This is a genomic window from Phenylobacterium sp. (assembly GCF_037968635.1).
Taxonomy (GTDB): Bacteria; Pseudomonadota; Alphaproteobacteria; order Caulobacterales; family Caulobacteraceae; genus Phenylobacterium.
The window spans coordinates 35,836-59,233 of sequence record NZ_JBBKVV010000063.1 but is presented as its reverse complement, the minus strand read 5'-3'; the positions used below and the strand labels follow the sequence as shown (position 1 = coordinate 59,233).

Here is a 23,398-nt window from a genome sequence, read left to right as displayed (position 1 = left end):
TCCTCGCCATAGGCTTCCAGCTCATGCCGCACGGTCTTCCAGGCCTCGACGACGTCGGTCTGTGTCGAGTCGATCAGATGGATCAGCACCGCGGTGCGCTCCACGTGGCCGAGGAAGCGGGTCCCGAGGCCGGCGCCGTCGGAGGCGCCCTCGATCAGGCCGGGGATGTCGGCCAGGACGAAGCGTTCGCTGGGAGACAGATCCACGATGCCGAGATTGGGGTGGATGGTGGTGAAGGGATAGTCGGCGATCTTCGGCTTGGCGGCGCTGGCGGCGGCCAGGAAGGTGGACTTGCCGGCATTGGGCAGGCCGGCCAGGCCCACATCGGCGATCAGTTTCAGTCGCAGCCAGATCCAGCGCTCCTCGCCCTCCTGGCCCGGATTGGCGTGGTAGGGGGCCTGGTTGATCGAGCTCTTGAAGCGGTCATTGCCCCAGCCGCCGTTGCCGCCCTTGGCCAGCAGGAACCGCTGGCCGGCGGTGTCCATGTCGACGATCAGGGTTTCCTTGTCCTCCTCCAGCACCTGGGTGCCGACGGGGACCTTCATGACGATGTCCTCGCCCGCCGCGCCGTGGCGGTTGCGGCCCATCCCGTGGGTGCCGGTGTCGGCCTTGAAGTGCTGGCTGTAGCGGAAGTCGATCAGGGTGTTGAGGCCGTCCATGGCCTCGATCCAGACGTCGCCGCCGCGGCCGCCGTCACCGCCGTCGGGGCCGCCGTACTCGATATACTTCTCACGCCGGAAGGAGACGGCGCCGCCGCCCCCGTTGCCGGAGCGGATAAAGACCTTGCACTGGTCGAGGAATTTCATCGGGTCAGGATCCGGTCGCCCGCGAGCTTCACGGTCGCGACGGCCAATAGGGTTTTCAAGAAAGCGCCCGCGAGGAAGGGCGCGACGCCACCGACGAAGGCGGCCTTGGCCCCCAGTCCGGAGGCGAGCCAGGCGAAGCCCAACAGCAGGACGACCGCGTGGGCCAGGAGGAAGCTCACCGTCAGCGGCAGCCAGTCGCGGCCACGAGGCCGGGCGCCCAGCCAGCCCACCAGGCCGGCGGCCGCGAGGAAGCCCGCCAGGTAGCCGCCGGTGGGGCCCACCAGGGCCTCGACCCCGCTCGCGCCGCCGGCCAGCACGGGCAGGCCCATGGCGGCCTGGGCCAGCCAGACGAAGACGATCTCGAGTGAGAGGCGCAGGCCCGACAGGCCCGCGATCACCAGCAGGGCGTAGGTCTGCAGGGTCATGGGCACGGGGTACATGGGGATTTCGGCCCAGGAGGACGCGGCCAGCAGCCAGCTTCCCGCCAGGACGGCGCCGACCCGCCACGCCAAGGGCCGCCCTGCGAGCAGGGCGTCCAGGGGCGCTTTGAAGGTGGCGGCGGCGGTCAAAAACACAGGTCCAGTGAGGTTCGGCGCCCGCCATAGAGCGCGCGAGGGTTAAGTGGAAGCCGGTTAGCCCGTCCGGCGCGCTCTACCCTCTTGGAATAGAGCCTTTTCAACGGATCAGATGAAGGATCTGATCCTAAAAGGCTCTACCACGCGAGCGCCGTAAACTCACGCCAGCCAGACCATCATCCGCGAGGGGACGGCCTCGCCGCGGGCGACCGAGGGCGAGAGCCGAACCTCCCCGGTGTAGAGGAAGTCGGCCTTGCAGAGCACCGAGGCCGAGGCCGGGTTGTCGGAGAAGTGGCGCGCCAGGACGTAGCGCCGCTTCCAGGTCTCGTTGGCCCAGACCAGGGCCCCCTTGGCGGCCTCGGTGGCGAAGCCCAGGCCCCAGAACGGACGACCGATCCAATAGCCCATCTCCGGTGCGCCGTTCACGCTGTCGAAGCCCACCGCCCCGATCGGCCCCTGCTCCGGGTGATCGATGACGAACAGGGCCGCGTCGTCGGGATCGGCGATGTCCGCCTGGGCCAGATAGGCTTGCGCGTCCTCCAGCCCATAGGGGTGGGGGATGGCGTGGGTCATGCGGGCCAGCTCCCGGTCGTTGAGCAGCTTGGCCATGCGCGGGGCGTCGGTCATCCGGGCGCGGCGCAGCCGCAACCGCTGCGTCTCGATGACGGGTTCGATCTGAATGGCGCACATCTTGAACCTCCCAGCCCTCTGACGGGGCCCTGAAACAGAAAAAGCGGGAGCCCGGCGTTCCGGACTCCCGCTTTTCGGGATTGCGTCCGGTCCGCCTGACTGATCGTCGGGGCGGAACCGGAGAAGAGAGGTTCCGCCTAGCTGGCGTTGGTCTCGGCAGCCACCACGTTCACATAGGTGCGGTCGTCGCGCTTGGTGACGAACTGCACAGCGCCGTCGGCGGTGGCGAAGAGGGTATGGTCACGTCCCATGCCGACGTTCACGCCGGCGAAGAATTTGGTGCCGCGTTGACGGATGATGATGTTGCCGCCGACGACAGCTTCGCCACCGAACTTCTTCACGCCGAGACGACGGCCGGCTGAGTCGCGGCCGTTGCGGGATGAACCGCCTGATTTCTTGTGAGCCATTGTGGTCTCCTAAACTTGTCTTGATCCGACGCTTATTCGGCGTCGGGCTTCTTGGCGGCGGCCTTCTTCGGCGCGGCAGCCTTTTCGGCGGAGAGCGCGGCCTTGGCGGTCGCGGCTTCTTCCAGCTTCAGGTTGCGGGCGCGGGCGTTCAGCACGGCCTTGGTGGTCATGTCCACCACGCCGTCCCAGTTCTCGGTCTTGCCGGCGCCGGCCACGGACGTGACGCGCAGGACGCTCTCGTGCTGGCGATGGCCGCGGGTACGGCGATAGCCCTGACGACGGCGCTTCTTGAAGATCTTCACCTTCAGGCCCTTGCGGGTCTCGATCAGGGTGGCGCTGACGGTGGCGCCTTCCACGATCGGGGCGCCCAGGGTGATGGTCTCGCCATCGCCCAGCATCAGGACGTCGCCGAAGGCCACATTGGCGCCCGGCTCACCTTCAAGCTTTTCGACGACGAGAAGGTCGCCCGCCTGAACCCGGTACTGCTTACCGCCGGTTTTGATCACCGCGTACATCGTTCGCGCCTTGGACTTTAGCAAAAAAGGATCACGCCCGCGGGAAGGTCCTGCGTGCGAAGGCGCGGACTTATACAGACGACCCCCGCCAAGTCAACGGAAGCCGCTGTGGATTCAGCGCCCTCCGGAAGACTCTCCGGGGCGAAGGCTGGCGAGGGTCTTGCGGGCGTCGTCGCGTTCGCTCTCCCAGCTGGTCACGACGGCCTTGGAGACCTGCTGCATGAAGGCCAGGCGGGCGGGGATCGGCTTGGTGGTGCGCTTCATCAGAACCACCACGGCATAGGCGCGGCCATCTGGGGCGGTGAGCACGGCCACATCGTTGATGCCGATGGATCCGCCGCGCCAGTCCTGCCCGGTGCCGGTCTTGTGGGCGATGGTCCAGCCCGAGGGCAGGCCGCCCTTCAGGCGGCGGGGGCCGGTGCGGGCCTCCGACATCGTGGCCAGGAAGGTGTCGGTCGATTCCTGTGACAGCAGCTCGCCGCGCTTCAGGGCCACCAGGGCCGTCGCCAGCCCCGCCGGGGTCGCGCCATCCAGGGGGTTCTCCAGATAGGCCGCCATGGCGGCGTCGCGGACCGAGTCGGGCAGGCGGGCCCGAGCGTCCTTGAAGGCGCCGCCGATGCCCATCTCCGGGCTCCAGGTCAGGCCGGCGATCTTGGCCTGCAGGTTCTTCTCGTCGGCGCCCATGCGGATGCCGGTGAGGTTCTTGCGCGCCAGCATGTCGGCCACGGCGTCGACCCCGCCCACCTCGGCCAGCAGCTTGTCGTTGGCGGCGTTGTCGCTCTCGATCAGGGCCCGGCGCACCAGGTCGCGCAGGGTGGTCGCATAGCCGGTGGCCCCGATCTTGTGGGAGATGGGCTGGAAGAAGACGCTGCGGTCCTGCGGCCCCAGGAACACCCCCTGGTCCAGGCTGAGCTTTCCCTGGTCGAGGGCGTCCATGGTGGTCATGGCCACCCAGAGCTTGGACACGCTCTGCTGGGGGAAGGCGTCGTCGCCGGCCACCTGGGCCATCCAGCCTTCGCTGCAGTCGGCCACGGCGATGCCCACGGTCTCGCGGTATCCCGCCGCCAGTTCATCGAGTCGCTTCTGCAGGGCCTCCGGCGGCGGGCCGGGCTTTGGCCGCGGGGCGATGTGGGGCCGCGGCGCGCCAGTTCCAGCGGCCAGGATCGTGGGGGGCGGCGCTTTCGCGGGGGCGCCAGCGCTCACATAGACACCGCCCAGGAGGGCCAGTCCCCCCAGAACGGCGAGGGCCGAGGCCGGTCGCCATCGGGCGGCCCAGAACATGCGGGTGTCGAAGAGGAAATCGCGGCTGGCCTGGGGCCATTGCGCCGTGCGGTCCTCGACCCAGGTCAAGGCGCGGAGGCTGGTGACAAGCAGCCAGACGCCGAGGTCGGACACGTCGTCCACGCCCGACCGGCCCCAAGCCCGCAGCTGCTCAAGCCCTTGATTCATCAGACCTTGAAAAGGCTGATCCGCCGACTCTGGTCAAGCCGTCCTGTGGTCGCGGACTTCCACAGTTACGTGACTGAGCCCCGCCAGGCCGGCGAGCCGTGCGCGATAGGCCTGCGGCGCCTGCGGATCGGCCGCGCTGATAACGATGATGGCGGCGTGGTGGCCGGGGCCTAGGCGCCAGAGATGCAGGTCCAGCACCCGGTCGCCGTCGCTTTCCAGGCGGCCACGGATCTCGGCGGTGAGTTCGGGGCTGGGATTGACGTCGAGCAGCACGGCGCCGGTGCGGCTGAGCAGCCGCCAGGCGAAGTGAGCCAGCAGGCCCGCGCCCACCAGGGCGGCCACGGGGTCGGTCCAGCTCCAGCCCAGATACCGGCCGGCGGCGAGACCGGCGATGGCCAGGGCGGAGATCACCGCGTCGCCGGCCAGGTGCAGGTGCGCCGCCGAGAGGTTGAGGTCGCCGTCGCGATCATGGGCGTGGCTGGGGCCGGGCCTCAACAGCCAGACGCAGACCAGGTTCACCGCCAGGGCGCCGGCGGCGAGCGGAAGGGCGCCGTCATAGGCCACCGCTTCCGGCGCCAGCAACCGACCGAAGCTCTCCATGGCGACCAGCAGGGCGGTGATGCCGAGCACCGCGGCGTTGGCGAAGCCGGCCAGATAGCCCAGCTTCCCGGTGCCGAAGGAAAAGCGCGGATCGGCGGCATAGCTCCTCGCCACCGCATAGGCGCCGGCGGCCACCAGGAGGGCGGCGACGTGGGCGCCCATATGGAGCCCATTGGCCACCAGGGCCATCGAATGGAACAGCAGCCCGCCGATGATCTGGGCCGCCAGGGTCGCCAGGCAGATGGCCGCAACCAGCCAGGTCCGCCGCTCGTTGCGGGCGTGATCGGCGCCCAGATAGACCCGGTCGCCGCGGAAGGCGTCCATGGGCTCGGAAGCGGGGGGGTCGGCGGTGGTCACGGGCGCCTGTATATAATGAGGGAGCGGGAGTGGATCGATGTTATTCTATAACACTACCTTGCGGTCAAGCGATCGCGTTGTCGTCGCCTGTTCCATCCGGCCCTGACAATGACTAGATGAGGCCCATGAACGCCAAGACCCCTGTCACCGTCCTCACCGGCTACCTCGGCGCCGGCAAGACCACCTTGCTCAACCGCATCCTCACCGAGGACCACGGCAAGCGCTACGCCGTGATCGTCAACGAGTTCGGCGAGGTGGGCATCGACAACGACCTGATCGTCGGCGCCGATGAGGAAGTGTTCGAGATGAACAACGGCTGCGTCTGCTGCACGGTGCGCGGCGACCTGATCCGGGTGCTCTCGGGACTGATGAAGCGCAAGGGCGGCTTTGACGCGATCATCGTGGAGACCACGGGCCTGGCCGATCCCGGCCCGGTGGCCCAGACCTTCTTCGTCGATGACGACGTGAAGGCCAAGACGGAGCTCGACAGCGTCACCACCGTCGTGGACGCCAAGCACCTGCCTCTGCGGCTGGCCGATTCCAGAGAGGCCGTCGAGCAGATCGCCTTCGCCGATCAGATCGTGCTGAACAAGACCGACCTGGTGACCGCTGACGAACTGAAGGCCGTGGAGGCCGCCATCCGGCGGATCAATCCGCTGGCCCCGATCCACCGGGCGCAGCGCTCCAACGTGCCGCTGGACGCCATTCTCGGCCGCGGCGGCTTCGACCTGGCCCGCATCACCGACATCCTGCCTGAGTTCCTGAACCCCGCGCATGGCGAAGACGGCCACGTGCATGACGAGGACTGCGACCATGATCACGATCATCACGATCACGACCATTCTCAGCACGATCACGGCGCTCATGCGCACGAGGACCATGCGGCCGCGGCCGGTATCCGTGGAATCTCGCTGACTCTTCGCAAGCCGATCAACGGGCAGCGGGTCACCACCTGGCTGAACCAGCTGCTGGCCGACCAGGGGCCCGACATCCTGCGGGCCAAGGGCATCCTGGACGTGGCGGGGGACGAGCGCCGGCTGGTGTTCCAGGCGGTTCACATGATCCTGGAGGGCGACTTCCAGCGGGAGTGGAAGGACGGCGACGACCGGTTCAGCCGCATGGTGTTCATCGGCCGAAACCTGGACGAAGGCGCGCTGCGGGCCGGTTTCGAGGCCTGCGCGGCGTAAGAGGAAATCTCCCTCCCTTCATGGAGAGGGTGGACGACGGAACGCCGGACGGGTGGGGCGCACCGGCAAGACTCCCCCAGCCCTGATCGCTTCGCGATCTTTCCCTCTCCCCATGAAGGGCAGGGAGTGGCGCATGAAAAAGCCCGCCCGGGTTTCCCTGGGCGGGCTTTTCCTTGTTCGGGTCGAGGACCTAGAGGTCTTCGTTGATCAGGGCGACCTGGAAGTAGCCGTTGCCCTGCAGGGAGTTCATCACCTCCATGAACTGGCCGTAGCGCACCGTGCGGTCGGCACGGATATAGACGCGCTCCTCGGTGGGGTTGGGCTTGTCCAGGACCCGGGCCAGATCGGCCGGCAGGGTGTCGAGGGTGGTGGGCTTGTCGCCGATATAGAGGCCGGCCACCTGGATGTTGATCAGGGTCGGCTCTTCCACCTTCTGACCTTCGGGCGGCGGGATCGCCGGCGGCAGGTCGAGCTTGATCGACACCGTCGCGGCGGGGATCGACACCATGAAGATGATGAGGAGCACCAGCATCACGTCCACGAAGGGCGTGACGTTGATGTCGCTGTTTTGGCCGAGGTCGAACTTGCCGCCGCCTCCGCCGCCCAGCTTCGCACCCATATGCAATTCCTTCCCTAGGGGCGCGTATGACGTCGCGCCCATCCACAGTCTGGACACCCTTCGCCAATCAAATCGGGATTGTAAAGCCCGAACCGCCGTCCAGCGTCGGCCAAGGCCAAGCGCTGCCTGAGATGCTCTCGCGCCGGGCGAGATTTACCGGCGCCCGATGTCTCGCCAAGACCAGTGTTTGGCGGTTAAGAGGCCCGCATGAGCATGTCCTACGACGCCTATGTCACCGCCGCCCTTTTCGACCGCCACGGCAAGGCGGCTTTCGCGCTCGGCGACGGCACGGTCCGATTCGAGGGCGGAGAGACCGCCGCCGCCCACAAGGGCGTGGCGCTGTCGGCGTGCCTGCATCCCAGCGGCGACGGGATTCTGACCGGGGGCGATGACGGGGCGGTGGTGTGGTCGCGCGGCGCCGAGGTCGCCAAGATCGCCAGTATCCCCGGTCGCTGGATCGAGTCGGTGGCGGCTTCGGCTGAGTCGAAGCTGATCGCCTTCGCCGCCGGCAAGGAACTGCACGTCCGCGACGCGGGCGACCCGGCATTCGCCCGGGTCTTCGTCCACGAGAAATCGGTGGCCGACGTGGCCTTCGATCCCAAGGGGCGGCGGATCGCCACGGCCACCTATAACGGCGCCTGGCTCTGGTACGCCCGTATCGCCGAGCAGAAGCCCATGGTGCTGAAGTGGGCCGGCAGCCATGTGGCTCTGGCCTTCAGCCCTGACGGCAAGTTCCTGATGAGCTCGATGCAGGAAAACCAGCTGCACGGCTGGCGGGTGGCCGACGAGAAGAACCTGAAGATGGGCGGCTATCCCGCCAAGGTGAAGAGCCTGGCCTTCCTCTACAAGGGCCAGATGCTGGCCACCTCCGGCGCCAACGGCGTGGTCATCTGGCCCTTCACCGGCTCGGCCGGACCGCTCGGCAAGCAGGCGGCCGAGGTGGGCTTCGACGAGAGCGCGATGGTCAACCGCGTCGCCGGGACGCCGGTGGGCAACCGGGTGGCGGCGGGGCTGGACGACGGCCGGGTGTGGATGTGCGACCTTTCCAACCAGGCCATCGACATGCTGAAAGCCGAAAAGGGCCCGCCGATCTCGGCCCTGGCCATGACCGCCGACGGCAAGCGCGTGGCCTGGGGCGATGAAGAAGGCGGCGCCGGGGTTTTCGACCTCGCCTAGTCGAACCCCTTGAGCTCGGCCCAGGTGTCGAAGGCGTCGCGGGCCGAGCGCAGGGTGTTGATGGGGTGGGTGTCATCGCGCCAGCCGAGCGCCATGCCGGAAAACAGCATGTGGTCCTGGGGCATCCCCACCAGGTCCCCCACCAGCTTGGGATAGCGGGCCCAGTATTCCTGGGCGCAGGTGTCGAGGCCGCGCTCGACAGCCAGCAGCATGACGGTCTGCATGAACATCCCCAGGTCCGACCACTGGGGCGGGCCCAGCTTGCGGTCGAGACAGAAGAACAGGCCCACGGGCGCCCCGAACAGCTCGCCGTTCTTGGCCAGTTGGCGCAGGCGGGCGGGCTTGTCCTCGCGGGGGATGCCGATGGCGGCGTAGAGATCCTCGCCATTCTGGAAGCGGCGGGTGCGGAAGGGGTCCCAGAGGCTGGCCGGATAGACGTCGTATTCCGGGGTCTCACCGAAGGGATTGGCGGCCACCTGGGCTTTCAGCTCGGCCAGGGGCTCGCCGGCCAGGGCGTAGAGTCGCCAAGGCTGGAGGTTACCGCCGGAGGGCGCGCGGGCGGCCAGCTCCAGGATCTCGCGCACGGTCGCGGCGGGCGGGGTGTCGGGCTTGAAGGCGCGGACGGAAATTCGCCTGGCGACGGCTTCGGTGACGTTCATCTGCGCTCCTCACGTGCGGCGGCTTGACCCATTGCTCTCCATCGCTAGCACTGGCGCCTTAGGTCAAGGCAAGGGCCCGCGAACTTGAGCGACACGACCCCCGGTTCCGACAAGGACGACGGCCTGCGCCTCACGCGCGAGGCGTCCGGCGGCTGGGAGAATCTGGCCAGGTCCTGGGACGACATCTCGCTCAACGAGAAGCCCCGGTCGGTGGACGACCGTGGCGACGCCCCGCCGATCGAGATCCTGCAGGACCCGTCGCGCAAGCGCAGCGCCTGGGCCCGTGTGGGACGCACTGTGGTCAGTTTGGTGCTGGTGTTCGGCCTGATCGGGCCGGTGCTGGTGACCGCCGCCTATCGGCTGATCCCGCCGCCCATCACCTATCTGATGGTGGAGCGGGCGTTCGAGGGGCGCGGCTTCGACCGCAAGTGGCGGTCCCTGGACGACATATCTCCGCGGCTGGTGCGCTCGGTGATCGCCGCCGAGGACTCCAAGTTCTGCGCCCATCGCGGTTTCGACTTCGGCGCCATGCAGAAGGCCCTGGCCCACAACGAAAACTCCAAGCGGGTGCGGGGCGGATCGACCATCAGCCAGCAGACCGCCAAGAACATCTTCCTCTGGCCCGCTCGATCCTATGTCCGCAAAGGCCTGGAAGCCTATTTCACCGTCCTGATCGAGGGGCTGTGGGGCAAGCGGCGGATCATGGAGGTCTATCTCAACAGCGTGGAGTGGGGCCCGGGGATCTATGGCGCGGAGGCCGCGGCGCTCAAGAACTTCGGCGTCGGCGCCGACCGGCTGACCCCGGCCCAGGCCGCCCGGCTGGCGGCGATCCTGCCCAGCCCGCTGAAATGGCGCGCCGCCAAGCCGGGACCCTATGTGAAACGCCGCTCGGGCCGCATCGACAAGGCCGCCGGCGCCGTCCGCCGCGAGGGGATGGCGAGCTGCGTCCTGGGTTGACGGAACAAAATTAAGCCCCCAACTCGTGCCCTAAGCGAATGAAATTCGCATCAGGGAGACAGCTATGCGCGTCGGCGTGCCCCGCGAGATCAAGGCGGACGAGTATCGCGTGGGGCTGACCCCCACGGCGGTCCGCGAATATGTCGTCCACGGCCATGAGGTATTGGTGGAGACCGGCGCCGGCCAGGGCGCCGGCTACGCCGATGACGCCTATGTCCGCGCCGGGGCGAAGATCGCCCCCGATGCCGACGCGGTGTTCGCGGGATGCCAGCTGATCATCAAGGTCAAGGAGCCCCAGGCCGCAGAGTGGGGCCGGCTGACGCCGCAACACATCCTCTTCACCTACCTGCACCTGGCGCCCGATCCCGCCCAGACCGAGGGCCTGCTGGCCTCGGGCGCGGCGGCCATCGCCTATGAGACGGTGACCGACGCCAACGGCGGCCTGCCGTTGCTGGCCCCGATGTCGGAGGTGGCGGGTCGGATCGCGGTGTTCTCGGCCGGCGAGACCCTGCTGAAGCACAATGGCGGCATGGGCCTGCTACTCTCCGGCGTGCCCGGTGTGCCCCCGGCGCGGATCTGCGTGCTGGGCGGCGGGGTGGTGGGCATGAACGCCGCGCGCATGGCCGCCGGCCTCGGCGCCGAGGTGGTGGTGGTGGAGCGTTCCATCCCCCGGATGCGGGTTCTGGACGACATGTTCCTAGGAAGGATCCTCACCCGGTACTCCACCCTCGACGCGGTGGAGGAGGAGGTGCTGAAGGCCGACGTGGTGATCGGCGCGGTGCTAAGCGCCGGCGCGGCGGCCCCGACCCTGGTGCGCCGTGAGCACCTGTCGCGGATGAAGCCTGGCTCGGTGCTGGTGGACGTCTCCATCGACCAGGGCGGCTGTTTCGAAACCTCAAAGCCCACGACCCACCTCCACCCCACCTACACGATCGACGGGGTGGTGCATTACTGCGTGGCCAATATGCCGGGCGCCGCCCCGCGCACCTCGTCCGAGGCCCTGGGCCACGCGACCCTGCCCTTCGGACTGGCCCTGGCCGACAGGGGGCTGGAGGCTTTGGCGGCCAACAAGCACCTGGCCAAGGGGCTGAATGTTCTGAAGGGCCAGATCACCCACCCGGCGGTGGCGCAGGCCTTGGGCAAGTCGTTCAATGATGCCTACGGGGCGTGGGCGGCTTAAATCTCCGCCGCGATGAGCGGTTGCTGAGTCACGCCGCCCAGCGGGCCAGGTCCTGGCGGCCCTGAAGCACGCCCAGCACCTGCTCCAGGCCAAAGGCCGGGTCGTCGGCGTGCAGGGCGCCGTAGACGCCGTTGGCGAAGGCCATGTCGGCGGGCGTCTTCACCCTCCAGTCCAGCGCCGACCAGTCGCGCCGCGCCAGGCAGTGCGCCTGGGGATAGCGTTCGGGCCGGGCGCGGATCTGGGCCAGGGGCGAGGTCCCGGCGGCCGTCGCCTCATCGGCCTCGGCGGCGGTGCGGGTGAGCGCCTGGGCGGTGACCACCTCGACCTCGAGACCCTTGGGGAAGCTGCGCTGCACGCGGTTGGAGGCGTAGGCGGCTCCGGTGGCCAGGGCCAGGCGGATGGTCTCGTCGATGACGCCGGGGTCGACGAAGGGGGAGTCGCCCTTGATGCGAACCACATGGCTGACCGGGCCGGCGGCCTCCACGCAGCGCATGAACCGGCGGGTGAGGTTCTCCGAGGCGCCCCGGAATACGGTCTGGCCGCGGGAGACCAGGAAGCTGGCCATCGGGTCATCAAGCGCCTCGTCGCTGGTGGCCACGATCAGCTTGGAAAGGCAGCGGGCCTGACGGATCCGCTCGACCTGGCGCAGGATCATGGGCTCGCCGCGTAGGGGCGCCATGGCCTTGCCGGGCAGGCGGGGGGAGGTCATCCGGGCTTGGAGGATCGCGAGGATCATGGCGGCTGGCTCCTTTTGAGCCGTGGCCGGGGGCCGCTTACCCTTTAAGCGGCGGCCCAGGCGCGGGGGTCAAGGGCGACCGGGTCATTGATCGCCATGTCGTCCCAGTCGAGGTCGGGCGGCGGGCTGGAGGCCGCGGCGATCACCGCGTTCAGCTCGGCCGCGGTGGTGACGCCCACCAGGACGGCGGCGGCTTCGGGACGGGACAGGGCGAAGCCCAGGGCCGCCTGCAGCGGATCAGACCGACCCTCGGCGATCAGCCGGCGGGCCCGCGAAATCCGGCTGGCGGCTTCCTTCAGGTGGTTGGGGGCCCGGTCGGCGGGCAGGAACAGCAGGCCCGACAGGAAGATCGAGCGCAGGTGCACCTCGATGCCGATGCCGGTCAGGGCCGCGAGCGTTCCGTCGATCAGCAGGCGCTGGTCGAGCAGGGAGGCCGGGGCCTGGATGATGTCAGGACGGAACCGGCGGGCCACGCCCAGCGGATCGTCGGAGGCGAAGACCGAGACGCCGATCTTCCGGGTGAGACCTTGGTCCTTCAAGGCCTTCAGGCGGTCCCACAGGGCCAGGCCGTGCGGGCCGAACAGGTCGGTGGCCGAGGGCACCAGGATCGCGTCGGCCTGCTCCACGCCCAGGCGGCGTAGGGTGGCGCGGGCCTCGGCCTCCACGAAGTCGGGGCCGCGATCGGCGCGGACGGTGGAGATCGAGATCTTGAAAGGGTTGGGCCGGGGCATGATGTCCCCCAGCACGCTCTCCACCTGGGGCGAACGGCCGGCCACATCGAAGACGGCAAGCTGAGTGCGCGCGGCGATGTCCAGGATGTCCCGCACCTCGGCCTGAGGCGGGCGCCCACGCAGGCTCGCCTGTTCGAGGGCGAACTGGCCGGAGCCGAGACCGAGCTTGGAAAGCGGAGACGTCATGAACAACGCTGGTTGCGAGACTTAGGAGTGCCCATTTAGGGGGCAAGGCCTAAAGAAGCGGTGTCTGGAACCTTTCACGGGGGTTAAGCTCAAGCGCATGAGAGAACCCCTGCCCGAGTGGCCATTGTTCGGCATGGCCGAGGACGTGCGCCCCGCTTTGCGCGAGGCAGCACAACAAAATCAACCACTTGCCCTGGCCACCCTGGTGGCGGTGGAGGGTGGGGGACCGCGCCCGGTCGGAACCCAGATGGTCTTCGCCGACGGCATCGTCTGCGGATATTTTTCAGGCGGCTGTGTCGAGAGCGATATCGCCGATCATGCGGCTGCCTGCCTCGAGGACGGACAGCCCCGACGACTGATTTATGGCGAGGGCAGCCCCTGGCCCGACATCCAGCTGCTATGCGGCGCGCGCATCGAGATTTTCCTGGAGCGGGTCCCGGCGGGTGACCCCGCCCTGGCCGAACTGCTGGCCGCCCAGGCGCAGCGTCGCCCCGCCGTCTGGATCAGCGATGGGGTGAAGCGGCTCTGCGGGGAGCCCGGCGCCGACACCGCCTGGGAGGGCGCCATCCTGCGCCGCTACGACCCCACCCCGCGCCTGGTGGTGTTCGGCTCCGACCCCACGGCCCTGGCCATCAGCCAGCTGGGCGCTCAGAGCGGGTTCGAGACCACCCTGGTCCGGCCCAAGGGCCCGGAGGCCGGACCGCCCGTCGCCGGGGTGGCCTATCTCCGCTCCGAGCCCGAGGTGGCGCTGGCCGCCATCGGGACCGACGCCTGGACCGCCATCGCCATCGCCACCCACAATCTGGAGACCGACCGCACGGCGTTGGCCGCCGCCCTGCCGTCGCAGGCCGGCTATGTCGGTCTGCTGGGCGCGCGCAAGCGCCTGCCCGAGCGGTTGGCCCCCCTGCGCGCGGCGGGGGTTCCGGAGAACGTCCTGCTCCGCGTCCACGCTCCCATCGGCCTGGACATCGGCGGCAAGGCGCCCTGGGAGGTGGCGGTCTCGGTGATCGGCGAGATCATGGCCCTGCGCCATGCCCGCGCGCCGGCGACGCCCCGCGAACCGGTGTCCAAGCGCGACAAGGCCGACGCCTGAATTCGGCGAAGCTTGGCCGGAGACGCCATCGAAACCCTGACTCCTTAACGGAAACTCCCGTCTCGCCGAGTCGCTTAAGCTTAACTCGACGCCTGCCGGTTGCGCGCGATTGGCGCGGCCGGCGCCACCCTTAGGTTGCGCCCCTCGGCATTCAAGCCGGTGTGGGAGGGGTCATGTTTCTTACGGGTGGGTCTGGCAAGGACAAGCTGACGGGCGGCGCGGGCGCCGACACTTTGTATGGCCTGGGCGGCGACGACTCTCTCTCCGGCCTGGCGGGCGAGGACGTCCTGACCGGCGGCTCCGGCAATGACACCCTCTCCGGCGGCGCCAATGACGACTACCTGATGGGTGACGCGGGCAATGACCGCATCGACGGCGGCACGGGCAATGACTGGGCCGGCTACGAGGACGCCACCTCCGGGGTGAAGGTCGACCTGGCGCTGACCACGGCTCAGAACACCCTGGGCGCCGGGATCGATACCCTGGTCTCCATCGAATATGTCTACGGCTCGTCCTACGGCGACACCCTCAGCGGGACGGCAGGCGCGAACTACATCTTCGGCGGCGACGGCGACGACAAGCTCTACGGTCGGGGCGGCGACGACTTCCTGGCCGGCGGCGCGGGCAACGACACCATCGACGGTGGCGCGAACGACGACACGGTCAGCTTCGACGACGGCGTCGCGGGCGGGGTCGTGGTGTCGCTGATCACCCAGACCGCCGACGGTCACGGCCACGACAGCCTGGTCTCGATCGAGGGCGTCTACGGCAGCGGCGACGCCGACAGCATCGTCGGGAATGACCTCGATAACTACCTGTTCGGCGGCGCGGGCGCCGACACCATCGTGGCTGCGGGCGGCGCTGACTATGTCGACGGCGACGCGGGGAACGACCTGCTGGTCGGCGGCGCGGGCGATGACTACGTCCTCGGCGGCGACGGCATCGACACCTTCAGCTTCGATGACGGCGTCGCGGGCGGCGTGACGGTCTCCCTGTTGAACCTGGTCGCCGATGGTCATGGGCATGATGTGCTGGTTGCGATCGAAAATGTGATCGGCAGTAGCTATGCCGATACGATCGCCGGCGATGGCGGGAACAATTCCATCAGCGGCGGCGGCGGCTTCGACCTGTTGTCGGGCGGCGGCGGCAACGATGTCCTCGTTGGCGGCGCGGGCAATGACACCATCGACGGCGGGGCCGGCATCGACACGGTGAGCTACGACGATGGCATCGTCGGCGGTGTAATCGTCATGCTCGATCTGCAAATCGCCGATGGCCACGGCGCAGACAGCTTGGTTTCCATCGAGAACGTACATGGGAGCGCGTATAGCGACATCCTGATCGGCAGCGCCGCCGACAACTACATCTACGGCGGCGACGGCGACGACAACCTTAGCGCCGGAATAGATGGCCACGATGTGCTGGACGGCGGCGCCGGGAACGACTGGTTCTTCCCCGACCATTCACCTGATGTGATCGTTGCGGGCGGCGAGGGGTTCGACACCATCAATTATGAGGACGGGAGCGGTCCTGACCCGCTGCATGGGATCGTGATCGATCTCGCCAATACTGGCCGCCAATATGTCGACGCGACTCACTCAGTGATCTTGTCCTCGGTCGAAGGGGTCAACGGGACGCATTATTCCGACACGATCGCCGCGAGCACCGCGACCAATCATTTTGACGGACGTGGCGGACCTGACGTGTTCGTGTTCCGCAGCCTCGCGGAACTCGGCAATGGCGCGAGCGCCGACGTATTCAGTTCCGTCAATGATTTCGATCGAATCGATCTGTCTGCCATCGACGCCGATACGACCACGGCGGGCAATCAAGCGTTTCTGGCCTTCACATTTGTCGCGGGACAGCAGGGAGCGACACCCCATACGGATTTCACGGGCCGAGCGGGCGAGATCATCGAGAACTATATCGCCGAGAAGGACATGTACCTTGTGCAGTTCGACGTAAACGGCGACCGAGTCGCCGACGCTAGTCTTTGGTTTGAGCATGGCGGCGCCAGCGACGGTGTTTTCATCCTCTAGGCGGTCAGCCTGCCCGGTCCAGCGCCAGCACCTCGACGAGGTCCCCGGCGGCGCAGGCCGGGGCGCCGGCCGGCCGCTTGAGCAGGGCGTCGGCGGCGGCGAAGACGCTCACCAGGGACGAGTCCTGGTCGCGATATGGGTGGGCGGTGATGGCGCCGTCCGCATAGGTCAGCTTGGCGCGCATCCAGTGTTCGCGGGGGCCGTTGGCGGCCAGCGGCTCGGCCAGGCGAGCGCTGGTCATGCGGGGCTGATGCGGCGCGCCGCAATAGGCGGCGATCAGGGGCTTGAGGAACAGCTCGGCGCAGACGAAGGCCGAGGCCGGGTTGCCGGGAAGGCCTAGCAGCCGTCGGCCGTCGGCCAGGACACCGAAGAAGGTCGGCTTGCCGGGGCGCACCGCGACGCTTTCCACCCGGTACTGGATGCCCAGGGCCTCGGCGGCGGCGCGGACCAGGTCGTGGTCGCCCACCGAGGCGCCGCCCACCGTGACGATGAGGTCGGCTTCGGCGGCCCGCATCGCCGCGATCACCGCGTCGAGCTGGTCGCGGATGCCGCTGAGCTTGGAGGCCTCCGCGCCCCAGGCCTCGCACATCACCTTCAGGGCGGGTGAGCCGGAGTCGTAGATCTGGAAGGGCCCTGGCTTGGCCGGCGCCTCGACGATCTCCTCGCCGGTGGAGAGGATGGCGACGCGGAGCTTGCGGTGGACGCTGACCTCGGCTCGGCCGGCCGAGGCCGCCAGCGACAGGCGCCAGGGGTCGATGCGGGTCCCCTTGGTGAGCAGAACCTCGCCCGCCCGGAAGTCCTTGCCCGCGTCGCGGATATTGTCGCCGGGCGCGGCGGCGGGAACAGTGACCCGGTCGCCGTCGCGCGTAGCGTTTTCCTGGATCACCACACTGTCGGCGCCGCCCGGCAGGGCCGCGCCGGTGAAGATACGGGTGGCCTGGCCGGGGGCGAGCGCGCCCTCATAGCCATGGCCCGCCGCGCTCTCACCGACGATGGCGAGCGCGCCCGGCGTCTCGGCGGACCGTACGGCCCAGCCGTCCATGGCGGAGTTGGTGAAGGGGGGCTGGGCGCGGACAGCGGCGACATCTTCGGCCAGCACCCGGCCGTTGGCGCTCTGCAAGGCTATAGTCTCGGCCGGCAGGGGGGTGGCCTCCGCCACAATGGCGGACCGCGCGGCCTCGACGCTCAGCAGTTTCACGGACGCTTCCAGTCGCCGGACTTGCCGCCGGACTTTTCCATCAGGCGCACGGCCTCGATGGTCATGGCCTTATCGGCGGCCTTCAGCATGTCGTAGACGGTGAGGCAGGCGACGGAGACGGCGGTGAGCGCCTCCATCTCCACCCCGGTCTGGCCGGTGGTGCGGACCCGGGCGGTGACCGCCAGGCCCCCTTCGCCGGGCTCGACCCGGACCTCGACCTTTGAGAGCGCCAGCGGGTGGCAGAGTGGGATCAGGTCGGCGGTTTTCTTGGCCGCCATGATCCCGGCGATCTCGGCGGTGGCCCGCACATCGCCCTTCTTGGCGTCGCCGGAGAGCGCGAGCGCCAGGGTGTCGGCCGACATACGCACGAAGCCCTCGGCGACCGCCTCGCGGGCGGTGACCGCCTTGGCCGAGACGTCGACCATGTTGGCGCGCCCGGTCTCGTCGATGTGGGTCAGGCGGCTCATTTCTCGAGCAGGCGCGGCATCAGCTCGACCATGTTGCAGGGGCCATGGCGGCTGTCGAGCTGGGCTGAGATGACCTTGTCCCAGCCGTCCTTCACCGCCCCGTTGGAGCCTGGCAGGCAGAAGACGAAGACCCCGCCGATCAGGCCGGCCGTGGCGCGGCTCTGGAGGGTGGACAGGCCCACCGACTGGTAGCTGACCAGGTGGAAGACCACCGAGAAGCCGTCGATCTTCTTGTCGAACAGCGGCTCGACGGCTTCGGGCGTCACGTCGCGGCCGGTGATGCCGGTGCCGCCGGTGGTGATGATGGCGTCCACGGTTCCCGAGGCGACCCAGGCCTTCACCTGGGTTCGGATCTGATCGACGTCGTCGCGGACGATGGCCTTGGCGGCCAGTTCGTGGCCCGCGCCGGTGACGCGCTCGGCCAGGACGTGACCGGAGGTGTCGCTTTCCTCGTCGCGGGTGTCGGAGACGGTGAGTACGGCGACGCGGACCGGCACGATCTGCAGCTTCTCGTCGATGTGACCGCCGGGGCTAAGGACAGGGGCGTTCATGGGGTGGGTTCCTCCCAGCGGGCGATGTCGGCGTGGTCCTGCGGCTTGGGCTCGATCCAGCGCGCCTGGCCGTCGGGACCGGTCTCCTTCTTCCAGAAGGGAGCCCGGCTCTTCAAGTAGTCCATCAGGAAATCGCAGGCCTCGAAGGCCGCACGGCGGTGGCCCGCCGCCGTGGCCACGAAGACGATGGCCTCGCCGGGTGCGATCTTGCCCACGCGGTGGACGATGGAGAAATCATCCAGGGCGAAGCGCTCGCGGGCGCCGTCGGCGATGCGGCTGATCTCGCTCTCGGTGAAGCCAGGATAGGCCTCCAGCTCCAGGATGGTGGTGGCCCCCTGTTCGGCCCGCGCCAGGCCGGTGAAGGTCGCCACGGCGCCGGTCTCGGTACGGCCCTTGCTGAATTCGGTCAGCAGGGCGCCGGGTTCGAAGGGTTGGTCGATGAGGGCGATCATCCGCCGCTCATGGCCGGCAGGAAGGCCACCTCGGAGCGGGGGGTGAGGGCGGCGTCCCCGCGCACGATGGCCTGGTCGAGGGCCACCTGGACGCCGGGGGCCGACAGGGCCTCGGCCAGGCTTTCGTCCTCGGCGCAGAGCTGGGCGCGCAGGGCCGACAGGGAAGTGGGCAGGGGATCGAGGGTGCGCTCGCGCCAGCCGGCGATGTCGCTCAGGCGCCCGAACAGCAGGACCTTGGCCACGCTAGACCCTCTCCGGATCAGGTTGACTCAACCTGATCGGGTAAAGAGGGTCTATCTCTTTGAATCTAGAGCATGTCCGAGCGGCGAACCGGTTTCCACTTGCGCCTGACATGCTCTAGCCGCCCGTGGTGGACATGTGCCGGGCGACGGCGGGGGCGGAGGATCGCACGATCTGGAAATCATGTCCCTCGGGCTTGGCGTCCACGGCCAGGCGGATGGCGTCTTCCAGGCCCGCCTCGTCGGCGCCGGCGCGGATGACGGCGCGCAGGTCGCTGGCGTCCTCGCGGCCCAGGCAGGTGTGCAGGGTGCCGGTGCAGGTCAGCCGTACCCGGTTGCAGGCTTCGCAGAAATTGTGGCTGAGCGGGGTGATGAAGCCCAGGCGGCCGCCGGTCTCCTCGACCGTCACATAGCGGGCCGGGCCGCCGGTGACGTGGTCTGAGTCGGTGAGGGTCCAGAAGCTTTCCAGCCCGCGGCGCACGTCCTTCAGCGACAGGAACTGGTCGGTGCGGTCGACCTCGATCTCGCCCAAGGGCATGGCCTCGATCAGGGTCATGTCGGCGCCGCGGGCGTGGGCCCAGGCGATCAGGTCGGGGAGCTCGGCGGCGTTGTCGTCCTTGAGGGCCACGGCGTTGACCTTCACCGCGATGCCGGCCGCCAGGGCCGCGTCGATGCCCGCGATGACCTTGGACAGGTCCCCGCCCCGGGTCAGCTTGCGGAACAGGTCGGGCTTCAGGGTGTCCATGGAGACATTGATGCGGCGCACGCCGAACCGGGCCAGGTCACCCGCGAACTCGGTCAGCCGGGTGCCGTTGGTGGTCAGGGTCAGCTCGTCCAGCGCCCTGGACTTCAGATGGCGCGACAGGTTTTCGATCAGACCCATCACTCCCTTGCGAACCAGAGGCTCGCCGCCGGTGATGCGCAGCTTGCGGACCCCCAGCTGGATGAAGCCCGTGGCGATGCGATCGAGCTCCTCCAGGGTCAGGACCTCCGCCTTGGGCAGGAAGGTCATGTGCTCGGCCATGCAGTAGACGCAGCGCAGGTCGCAGCGGTCGGTGACCGAGACCCGCAGATAGGTCACGGTCCGCCCGAACCCGTCGATCAGGGCTGGCCGCGAAGTCGCTTGCGAAGGGGCGTCGTCATAGGGCGTCATGCTGCGCCTAACATAGAGAGGAACGCGGTCGGGTGACAGGGGTTGGCGGATTCGAGGCGATCGTTCTGGCGGCGGGCGCCGGGACCCGGTTCGGCGGCGGCAAGCTGCTGGCGCCCTACGGTGATGGGGTGCTGCTGGACGGCGCTCTGCGCGCGGCCTTCTCAGGCCCGGTGCGCGGCGTGACGGTCGTCACGGGGTCGGATCCCAGCCGGGTGGGCGCGGTGGTGATGGCCCACGCCCGACAGGCCGGCCAGTATGAGCGCCTGCAGATCGTCCACGCCGTCGATCACGCCGAGGGCATGGGGGCCTCCCTGCGCCGGGCGGCCGCCGCCCTGCCGGCGGACACCGCGGGCGTGTTCATCTTCCTCGGCGACATGCCGCGCATCCCGCTCTCGGTGCTGGAGCCCCTGGCCCAGGCGGTGCGCGACGGGGCTCCGGCGGCGGCCGCGACCTTCGGCGGCAAGCGCGGCCACCCGGCGGTGATCGGCGCGGCCATGATCTCGCAGTTGCTGACTCTGACGGGAGACGCCGGGGCCCGCGCCTTGCTGCAGAACCTGGGCGACCGGCTGGTCCTGGTCGAGGCCCCCGACGACGGAGTGCTGTTCGACGTGGACCAACCGGCCGACCTGAAGTCCTAGGCCTTCACGAAGGGCAGGCTGGTGGTGGCCTGGCCGTTGAGGGCCAGCAGGGCGTTGGCGACGGCCGGCGCGATCACCGGAGTGCCGGGTTCGCCGGTGCCGGACGGGGCGTTTCCGGAGGGGAGGATATAGGTCTCCACGCTCGGGGCCTCGGAGTTGCGCAGCACCCGGTAGGTGTCGAAGTTGGTCTGCTCGACCACCCCGTCCTTCAGACTGACCTTGCCGTACAAGGCCGCCGACAGGCCGTAGCAGATGCCGCCTTCCATCTGGGCGGCGATCTGGTCGGGGGAGACGGCGACACCGCAGTCGACGGCGGTGACCACGCGGCCGACCTTGGGCTGGCCGTCCACCAGTTTCACCTCGGCCACCTGGGCGACCAGGGTGCCGAAGCTCTCGTGCACGGCGATACCGCGCGACCAGCCGGCGGGTGCGGGCTTGTCCCAGCCCGCCTTCTCGGCGGCGAGGTTCAGCACCGCCAGGTGGCGGGTGGCGCCGGCCTTCTCATAGAGGGTCCGGCGATAGGCCACCGGGTCCTTGCCGGCCTTGCGGGCCAACTGGTCGATGGTGTGCTCCATGACGAAGGCGGTATGGGTCGCCCCCACCGAGCGCCACCACAGCACCGGAATGCCGACATCAGGCATCAGAACCTGGGCGTCCACCACCGGGGTGGCCTTCAGATAGGGCGACCCCTTGGTTCCCTCGACGGTGGTCTCGTCGACGCCCTTGGTGGGCATGGGCGAGCCCTTCATCAGGGTCTGGGTGACCACGCGGTGGCGCCAGGAAACCGGGTATCCCTCCTTGTCGACGGTGATCTTCAAAGCGTGATGGGTGAGCGGGCGGAAGTAGCCCGCCGCCATGTCGTCCTCGCGGGTCCAGACCAGCTTCACCGGCCGCATCTTGCCGACCTTCTTGGCGATCTCGACGCACTCGGCGACATAGTCCGACTGGAAGTTGGCGCGGCGGCCGAAGGAGCCGCCGGCGAACAGGGTTTCGATCTCCACCGCGCCCGGCAGCATGCCGACGATCTTGGCGGTGTTGAGCTGGTCCACGGTGGGGATCTGCGAACCGAAGGTCAGCTTGGCCTTGCCGGCGCCGACCTGGGCCACGCAGTTCATGGGCTCCATGGCCGCGTGGGCCAGGAACGGGAAGTCGTAGGTGGTCTCGAAGATCGTGCCCTGGATCTTCTTTGACGCATCGCCCTTGGTCTCGAAGGCCTGCCACTCGGTCTTTTCCGGAAGCTTGCCCTTGCCCGCCGCCCACTGGCGGTAATTGGCGGCCATGTTGTCGGAACTGGCCTTTTCGGCGCCGCTCTCGTCCCAGGTCACCTTCAGGGCCTCGCGGCCCTTGCGGGCGGCCCAGGTGTTCTGCGCCACCACGGCGACGCCGGTGGGGATCTGGTAGACCTCCACCACGCCGGCGACCTTCTTGGCCTCGGCGGCGTCGAAGCTTCCCACCTTGGCGCCGTAGCGCGGCGCGTGGGCGACCATGGCCACCAGCATGTCGGGCAGCTGGACGTCCTGGGTGAAGCGGGCGGTGCCATCGCTCTTGGCCTGGGAGTCCTTGCGGCGCACGCGGTCGGAGCCGATCAGGGTGAAGGTCTTGGGATCCTTCAGGACCGGCGCCTTGGGCGGCGTCACCTTGCCCGCCTCGGGCAGCAGCTGCGCGAAGGTGGCCGACTTGCCGCTCTTGGCGTGGCTGACGACGCTGTCCTTGACGGTGATCTCGCCGGCGGGCGCATTCCACTTGTTGGCGGCGGCCTCGACGAACATCGCCTTGGCGCCCGCGCCGGCCTGGCGGAGCTGGTTCCAGGAGTTGGAGATGGCTGAGGAGCCGCCGGTGCCCTGCACCCCCATGCCGGTGTTGGCGTAGACCTTGGCGATGGCGGGCGCCTGCTCGACCTTGACCTTTGTCCAGTCGGCGTCGAGCTCCTCGGCGACAATGGCTGCCAGGCCCGCATGGTTGCCCTGGCCGAATTCGATGTGCTTGGAGATCACCGTCACCGCGCCGTCGGCGCCGATCTTGATGAAGGGTCCGAAGGCCCCGAAGTCCTCCTTGGCGCCGACGCTGAGCAGGTCGCCAGGAGAGCAGCCAACCAGGAGGGCGCCGCCGACAAGTGTTGCGCCGACAACGAGGTCGCGCCGGGTGGCGCCTTGGGTTTCGCGGCGGGAGAGGATCTTGTTCATGGGGTCCGCTCCTAGTTCGTGGCCGGGGCGGCGGGCGCCGCGACGGCGGCCGAGGCGGGGGCGGCCGTCGCCATCCCCGCGGCGTCCTTGATGGCGGCGCGGATGCGCTGATAGGTCCCGCAGCGGCAGATGTTCCCGTCCATCGCCGCGTCGATGTCGGCGTCCGTCGGGTTGGGTTTGGCTGCCAGCAGGGCCGAGGCGCTCATGATCTGGCCTGACTGACAGTAGCCGCACTGGGGCACGTCGTGCTTCACCCAGGCCTGCTGCAGGGGGTGGTTCCCTCCCAGGCTTTCGATGGTGGTGATCTTCACGCCGGCCAGCCCCTCGATGGGCATGGCGCAGGCGCGGATCGGCTGACCGTCGGCCAGCACTGTGCAGGCGCCGCACTGGGCGATCCCGCAGCCGAACTTGGAACCGGTCAGGCCCAGCTCGTCGCGCAGCACCCAGAGCAGGGGCGTGTCGGGGGCCGCCTTCACCGCCAACGGTTTGCCGTTCACGTCCAGTGTCATGGCCATGGGTCTGTCCCTCCCCGAATGAGCTTCAAATCGCATCTTA

Annotated in this window: 26 protein-coding genes; 7 read left to right on the top strand and 19 right to left on the bottom strand. The window is 68.7% G+C overall.

Features of this window, described 5'->3' with window-relative positions:
* From obgE to dmeF, 7 genes are all read right to left on the bottom strand, one after another.
* The coding region (obgE, locus tag AAC997_RS07555; RefSeq protein ID WP_340645079.1) for a GTPase ObgE at positions 1–806 on the bottom strand (806 nt) is incomplete at its 3' end.
* Positions 803–1,375, bottom strand: coding sequence for a biotin transporter BioY (locus AAC997_RS07550; protein WP_340645078.1), 573 nt, complete (start codon positions 1,373–1,375; stop codon positions 803–805). The genes AAC997_RS07550 and obgE, both read right to left, overlap by 4 nt.
* Positions 1,376–1,540: 165 nt before the next feature.
* Positions 1,541–2,071: a GNAT family N-acetyltransferase gene (locus tag AAC997_RS07545; RefSeq protein ID WP_340645077.1), complete on the bottom strand. Its 531-nt coding sequence runs from the start codon at positions 2,069–2,071 to the stop codon at positions 1,541–1,543.
* 137 nt (positions 2,072–2,208) lie between these two features.
* Complete coding sequence (gene rpmA, locus AAC997_RS07540; protein WP_215343333.1) at positions 2,209–2,478, bottom strand: 50S ribosomal protein L27; 270 nt, start codon at positions 2,476–2,478, stop codon at positions 2,209–2,211.
* A gap of 32 nt (positions 2,479–2,510) precedes the next feature.
* Complete coding sequence (gene rplU, locus AAC997_RS07535) at positions 2,511–2,993, bottom strand: 50S ribosomal protein L21 (protein WP_340645076.1); 483 nt, start codon at positions 2,991–2,993, stop codon at positions 2,511–2,513.
* Positions 2,994–3,107: 114 nt separating this feature from the next.
* On the bottom strand, positions 3,108–4,442 hold the full coding sequence (locus AAC997_RS07530; RefSeq protein ID WP_340645075.1) for a serine hydrolase: 1,335 nt from the start codon (positions 4,440–4,442) through the stop codon (positions 3,108–3,110).
* A gap of 33 nt (positions 4,443–4,475) precedes the next feature.
* Positions 4,476–5,399 carry a CDF family Co(II)/Ni(II) efflux transporter DmeF gene (dmeF, locus tag AAC997_RS07525; RefSeq protein ID WP_340645074.1) on the bottom strand — a complete coding sequence of 308 codons (924 nt, stop codon included), beginning with the start codon at positions 5,397–5,399 and terminating at the stop codon, positions 4,476–4,478.
* 116 nt (positions 5,400–5,515) lie between these two features.
* Here dmeF and AAC997_RS07520 point away from each other — a divergent pair, with 116 nt between their 5' ends.
* Positions 5,516–6,586 (top strand): GTP-binding protein, encoded by a 1,071-nt coding sequence (locus tag AAC997_RS07520; RefSeq protein WP_340645073.1) that lies wholly within the window; start codon positions 5,516–5,518, stop codon positions 6,584–6,586.
* A gap of 190 nt (positions 6,587–6,776) precedes the next feature.
* Here the strand turns inward: AAC997_RS07520 and AAC997_RS07515 are convergent, their stop codons facing one another.
* The gene (locus AAC997_RS07515) at positions 6,777–7,205 is read right to left on the bottom strand and encodes a biopolymer transporter ExbD (protein WP_340645072.1); all 429 of its coding nucleotides are present in this window, start codon (positions 7,203–7,205) and stop codon (positions 6,777–6,779) included.
* Positions 7,206–7,412: 207 nt separating this feature from the next.
* Between AAC997_RS07515 and AAC997_RS07510 the strand changes: the two genes are divergently transcribed.
* A complete protein-coding gene (locus tag AAC997_RS07510; RefSeq protein ID WP_340645071.1) occupies positions 7,413–8,381 on the top strand; it encodes a WD40 repeat domain-containing protein in 969 nt (322 codons plus the stop codon).
* Here the strand turns inward: AAC997_RS07510 and AAC997_RS07505 are convergent.
* The gene (locus AAC997_RS07505) at positions 8,378–9,040 is read right to left on the bottom strand and encodes a nitroreductase (protein ID WP_340645070.1); all 663 of its coding nucleotides are present in this window, start codon (positions 9,038–9,040) and stop codon (positions 8,378–8,380) included. The two genes, AAC997_RS07510 and AAC997_RS07505, sit on opposite strands and share 4 nt — an antisense overlap.
* Positions 9,041–9,325: 285 nt before the next feature.
* On the opposite strand from AAC997_RS07505, the gene mtgA reads away from it, so the two are divergent.
* Both mtgA and ald read left to right on the top strand, forming a co-directional pair.
* Complete coding sequence (gene mtgA, locus AAC997_RS07500; RefSeq protein WP_340645081.1) at positions 9,326–9,997, top strand: monofunctional biosynthetic peptidoglycan transglycosylase; 672 nt, start codon at positions 9,326–9,328, stop codon at positions 9,995–9,997.
* A 64-nt stretch (positions 9,998–10,061) separates the two neighbouring features.
* Complete coding sequence (ald, locus tag AAC997_RS07495) at positions 10,062–11,177, top strand: alanine dehydrogenase (RefSeq protein ID WP_340645069.1); 1,116 nt, start codon at positions 10,062–10,064, stop codon at positions 11,175–11,177.
* Between the two features lie 28 nt (positions 11,178–11,205).
* Here the strand turns inward: ald and AAC997_RS07490 are convergent, their stop codons facing one another.
* Both AAC997_RS07490 and AAC997_RS07485 read right to left on the bottom strand, forming a co-directional pair.
* On the bottom strand, positions 11,206–11,913 hold the full coding sequence (locus AAC997_RS07490; protein WP_340645068.1) for an NTP transferase domain-containing protein: 708 nt from the start codon (positions 11,911–11,913) through the stop codon (positions 11,206–11,208).
* Positions 11,914–11,957: 44 nt separating this feature from the next.
* Positions 11,958–12,830, bottom strand: a complete 873-nt coding sequence (locus AAC997_RS07485) for a bifunctional regulator KidO (RefSeq protein ID WP_340645067.1) — start codon at positions 12,828–12,830, stop codon at positions 11,958–11,960.
* Between the two features lie 97 nt (positions 12,831–12,927).
* On the opposite strand from AAC997_RS07485, the gene AAC997_RS07480 reads away from it, so the two are divergent.
* Together AAC997_RS07480 and AAC997_RS07475 are read left to right on the top strand one after the other, a co-directional pair.
* On the top strand, positions 12,928–13,923 hold the full coding sequence (locus AAC997_RS07480; RefSeq protein WP_340645066.1) for an XdhC family protein: 996 nt from the start codon (positions 12,928–12,930) through the stop codon (positions 13,921–13,923).
* 173 nt (positions 13,924–14,096) lie between these two features.
* Positions 14,097–15,962: a calcium-binding protein gene (locus AAC997_RS07475; protein WP_340645065.1), complete on the top strand. Its 1,866-nt coding sequence runs from the start codon at positions 14,097–14,099 to the stop codon at positions 15,960–15,962.
* Between the two features lie 4 nt (positions 15,963–15,966).
* Here AAC997_RS07475 and glp read toward each other — a convergent pair whose 3' ends face one another.
* The 6 genes from glp to moaA all read right to left on the bottom strand — a co-directional run bounded on the left by glp (position 15,967) and on the right by moaA (position 20,022).
* On the bottom strand, positions 15,967–17,160 hold the full coding sequence (gene glp / locus AAC997_RS07470) for a gephyrin-like molybdotransferase Glp (protein ID WP_340645064.1): 1,194 nt from the start codon (positions 17,158–17,160) through the stop codon (positions 15,967–15,969).
* Entirely contained in the window at positions 17,157–17,627 is a 471-nt protein-coding gene (gene moaC / locus AAC997_RS07465) for a cyclic pyranopterin monophosphate synthase MoaC (protein ID WP_340645063.1), read from the bottom strand. The genes glp and moaC overlap by 4 nt, the downstream gene beginning before the upstream one ends.
* Complete coding sequence (gene moaB / locus AAC997_RS07460) at positions 17,624–18,178, bottom strand: molybdenum cofactor biosynthesis protein B (protein WP_340645062.1); 555 nt, start codon at positions 18,176–18,178, stop codon at positions 17,624–17,626. Before moaB ends, moaC begins: the two co-directional genes overlap by 4 nt.
* Positions 18,175–18,630: a molybdenum cofactor biosynthesis protein MoaE gene (locus AAC997_RS07455; RefSeq protein WP_340645061.1), complete on the bottom strand. Its 456-nt coding sequence runs from the start codon at positions 18,628–18,630 to the stop codon at positions 18,175–18,177. The genes moaB and AAC997_RS07455 overlap by 4 nt, the downstream gene beginning before the upstream one ends.
* Positions 18,627–18,872, bottom strand: coding sequence for a MoaD/ThiS family protein (locus AAC997_RS07450; RefSeq protein ID WP_340645060.1), 246 nt, complete (start codon positions 18,870–18,872; stop codon positions 18,627–18,629). Before AAC997_RS07450 ends, AAC997_RS07455 begins: the two co-directional genes overlap by 4 nt.
* A 115-nt stretch (positions 18,873–18,987) precedes the next feature.
* Positions 18,988–20,022, bottom strand: a complete 1,035-nt coding sequence (gene moaA / locus AAC997_RS07445) for a GTP 3',8-cyclase MoaA (RefSeq protein WP_340645059.1) — start codon at positions 20,020–20,022, stop codon at positions 18,988–18,990.
* 32 nt (positions 20,023–20,054) lie between these two features.
* Between moaA and AAC997_RS07440 the strand changes: the two genes are divergently transcribed.
* Positions 20,055–20,660: a nucleotidyltransferase family protein gene (locus tag AAC997_RS07440; RefSeq protein WP_340645058.1), complete on the top strand. Its 606-nt coding sequence runs from the start codon at positions 20,055–20,057 to the stop codon at positions 20,658–20,660.
* On the opposite strand, the gene AAC997_RS07435 is transcribed toward AAC997_RS07440, so the two are convergent.
* Together AAC997_RS07435 and AAC997_RS07430 are read right to left on the bottom strand one after the other, a co-directional pair.
* On the bottom strand, positions 20,657–22,843 hold the full coding sequence (locus AAC997_RS07435) for a xanthine dehydrogenase family protein molybdopterin-binding subunit (protein ID WP_340645057.1): 2,187 nt from the start codon (positions 22,841–22,843) through the stop codon (positions 20,657–20,659). The genes AAC997_RS07440 and AAC997_RS07435 overlap by 4 nt on opposite strands.
* Positions 22,844–22,854: 11 nt before the next feature.
* The gene (locus tag AAC997_RS07430; protein ID WP_340645056.1) at positions 22,855–23,358 is read right to left on the bottom strand and encodes a (2Fe-2S)-binding protein; all 504 of its coding nucleotides are present in this window, start codon (positions 23,356–23,358) and stop codon (positions 22,855–22,857) included.
* Between the last annotated feature and the right edge of the window lie 40 nt (positions 23,359–23,398).

Coding starts and splice junctions, on each gene's coding strand:
- AAC997_RS07530 (WP_340645075.1), bottom strand. CDS start 4,442: ATGAATCAAGGGCTTGAGCAGCTGCGGGCTTGGGGCCGGTCGGGCGTG.
- ald (WP_340645069.1), top strand. CDS start 10,062: ATGCGCGTCGGCGTGCCCCGCGAGATCAAGGCGGACGAGTATCGCGTG.
- moaA (WP_340645059.1), bottom strand. CDS start 20,022: ATGACGCCCTATGACGACGCCCCTTCGCAAGCGACTTCGCGGCCAGCC.
- AAC997_RS07505 (WP_340645070.1), bottom strand. CDS start 9,040: ATGAACGTCACCGAAGCCGTCGCCAGGCGAATTTCCGTCCGCGCCTTC.
- AAC997_RS07545 (WP_340645077.1), bottom strand. CDS start 2,071: ATGTGCGCCATTCAGATCGAACCCGTCATCGAGACGCAGCGGTTGCGG.
- AAC997_RS07435 (WP_340645057.1), bottom strand. CDS start 22,843: ATGAACAAGATCCTCTCCCGCCGCGAAACCCAAGGCGCCACCCGGCGC.
- AAC997_RS07490 (WP_340645068.1), bottom strand. CDS start 11,913: ATGATCCTCGCGATCCTCCAAGCCCGGATGACCTCCCCCCGCCTGCCC.
- rplU (WP_340645076.1), bottom strand. CDS start 2,993: ATGTACGCGGTGATCAAAACCGGCGGTAAGCAGTACCGGGTTCAGGCG.
- AAC997_RS07455 (WP_340645061.1), bottom strand. CDS start 18,630: ATGATCGCCCTCATCGACCAACCCTTCGAACCCGGCGCCCTGCTGACC.
- AAC997_RS07475 (WP_340645065.1), top strand. CDS start 14,097: ATGTTTCTTACGGGTGGGTCTGGCAAGGACAAGCTGACGGGCGGCGCG.
- AAC997_RS07485 (WP_340645067.1), bottom strand. CDS start 12,830: ATGACGTCTCCGCTTTCCAAGCTCGGTCTCGGCTCCGGCCAGTTCGCC.
- rpmA (WP_215343333.1), bottom strand. CDS start 2,478: ATGGCTCACAAGAAATCAGGCGGTTCATCCCGCAACGGCCGCGACTCA.
- moaC (WP_340645063.1), bottom strand. CDS start 17,627: ATGAGCCGCCTGACCCACATCGACGAGACCGGGCGCGCCAACATGGTC.
- AAC997_RS07510 (WP_340645071.1), top strand. CDS start 7,413: ATGAGCATGTCCTACGACGCCTATGTCACCGCCGCCCTTTTCGACCGC.
- AAC997_RS07515 (WP_340645072.1), bottom strand. CDS start 7,205: ATGGGTGCGAAGCTGGGCGGCGGAGGCGGCGGCAAGTTCGACCTCGGC.
- AAC997_RS07480 (WP_340645066.1), top strand. CDS start 12,928: ATGAGAGAACCCCTGCCCGAGTGGCCATTGTTCGGCATGGCCGAGGAC.
- moaB (WP_340645062.1), bottom strand. CDS start 18,178: ATGAACGCCCCTGTCCTTAGCCCCGGCGGTCACATCGACGAGAAGCTG.
- AAC997_RS07520 (WP_340645073.1), top strand. CDS start 5,516: ATGAGGCCCATGAACGCCAAGACCCCTGTCACCGTCCTCACCGGCTAC.
- AAC997_RS07430 (WP_340645056.1), bottom strand. CDS start 23,358: ATGGCCATGACACTGGACGTGAACGGCAAACCGTTGGCGGTGAAGGCG.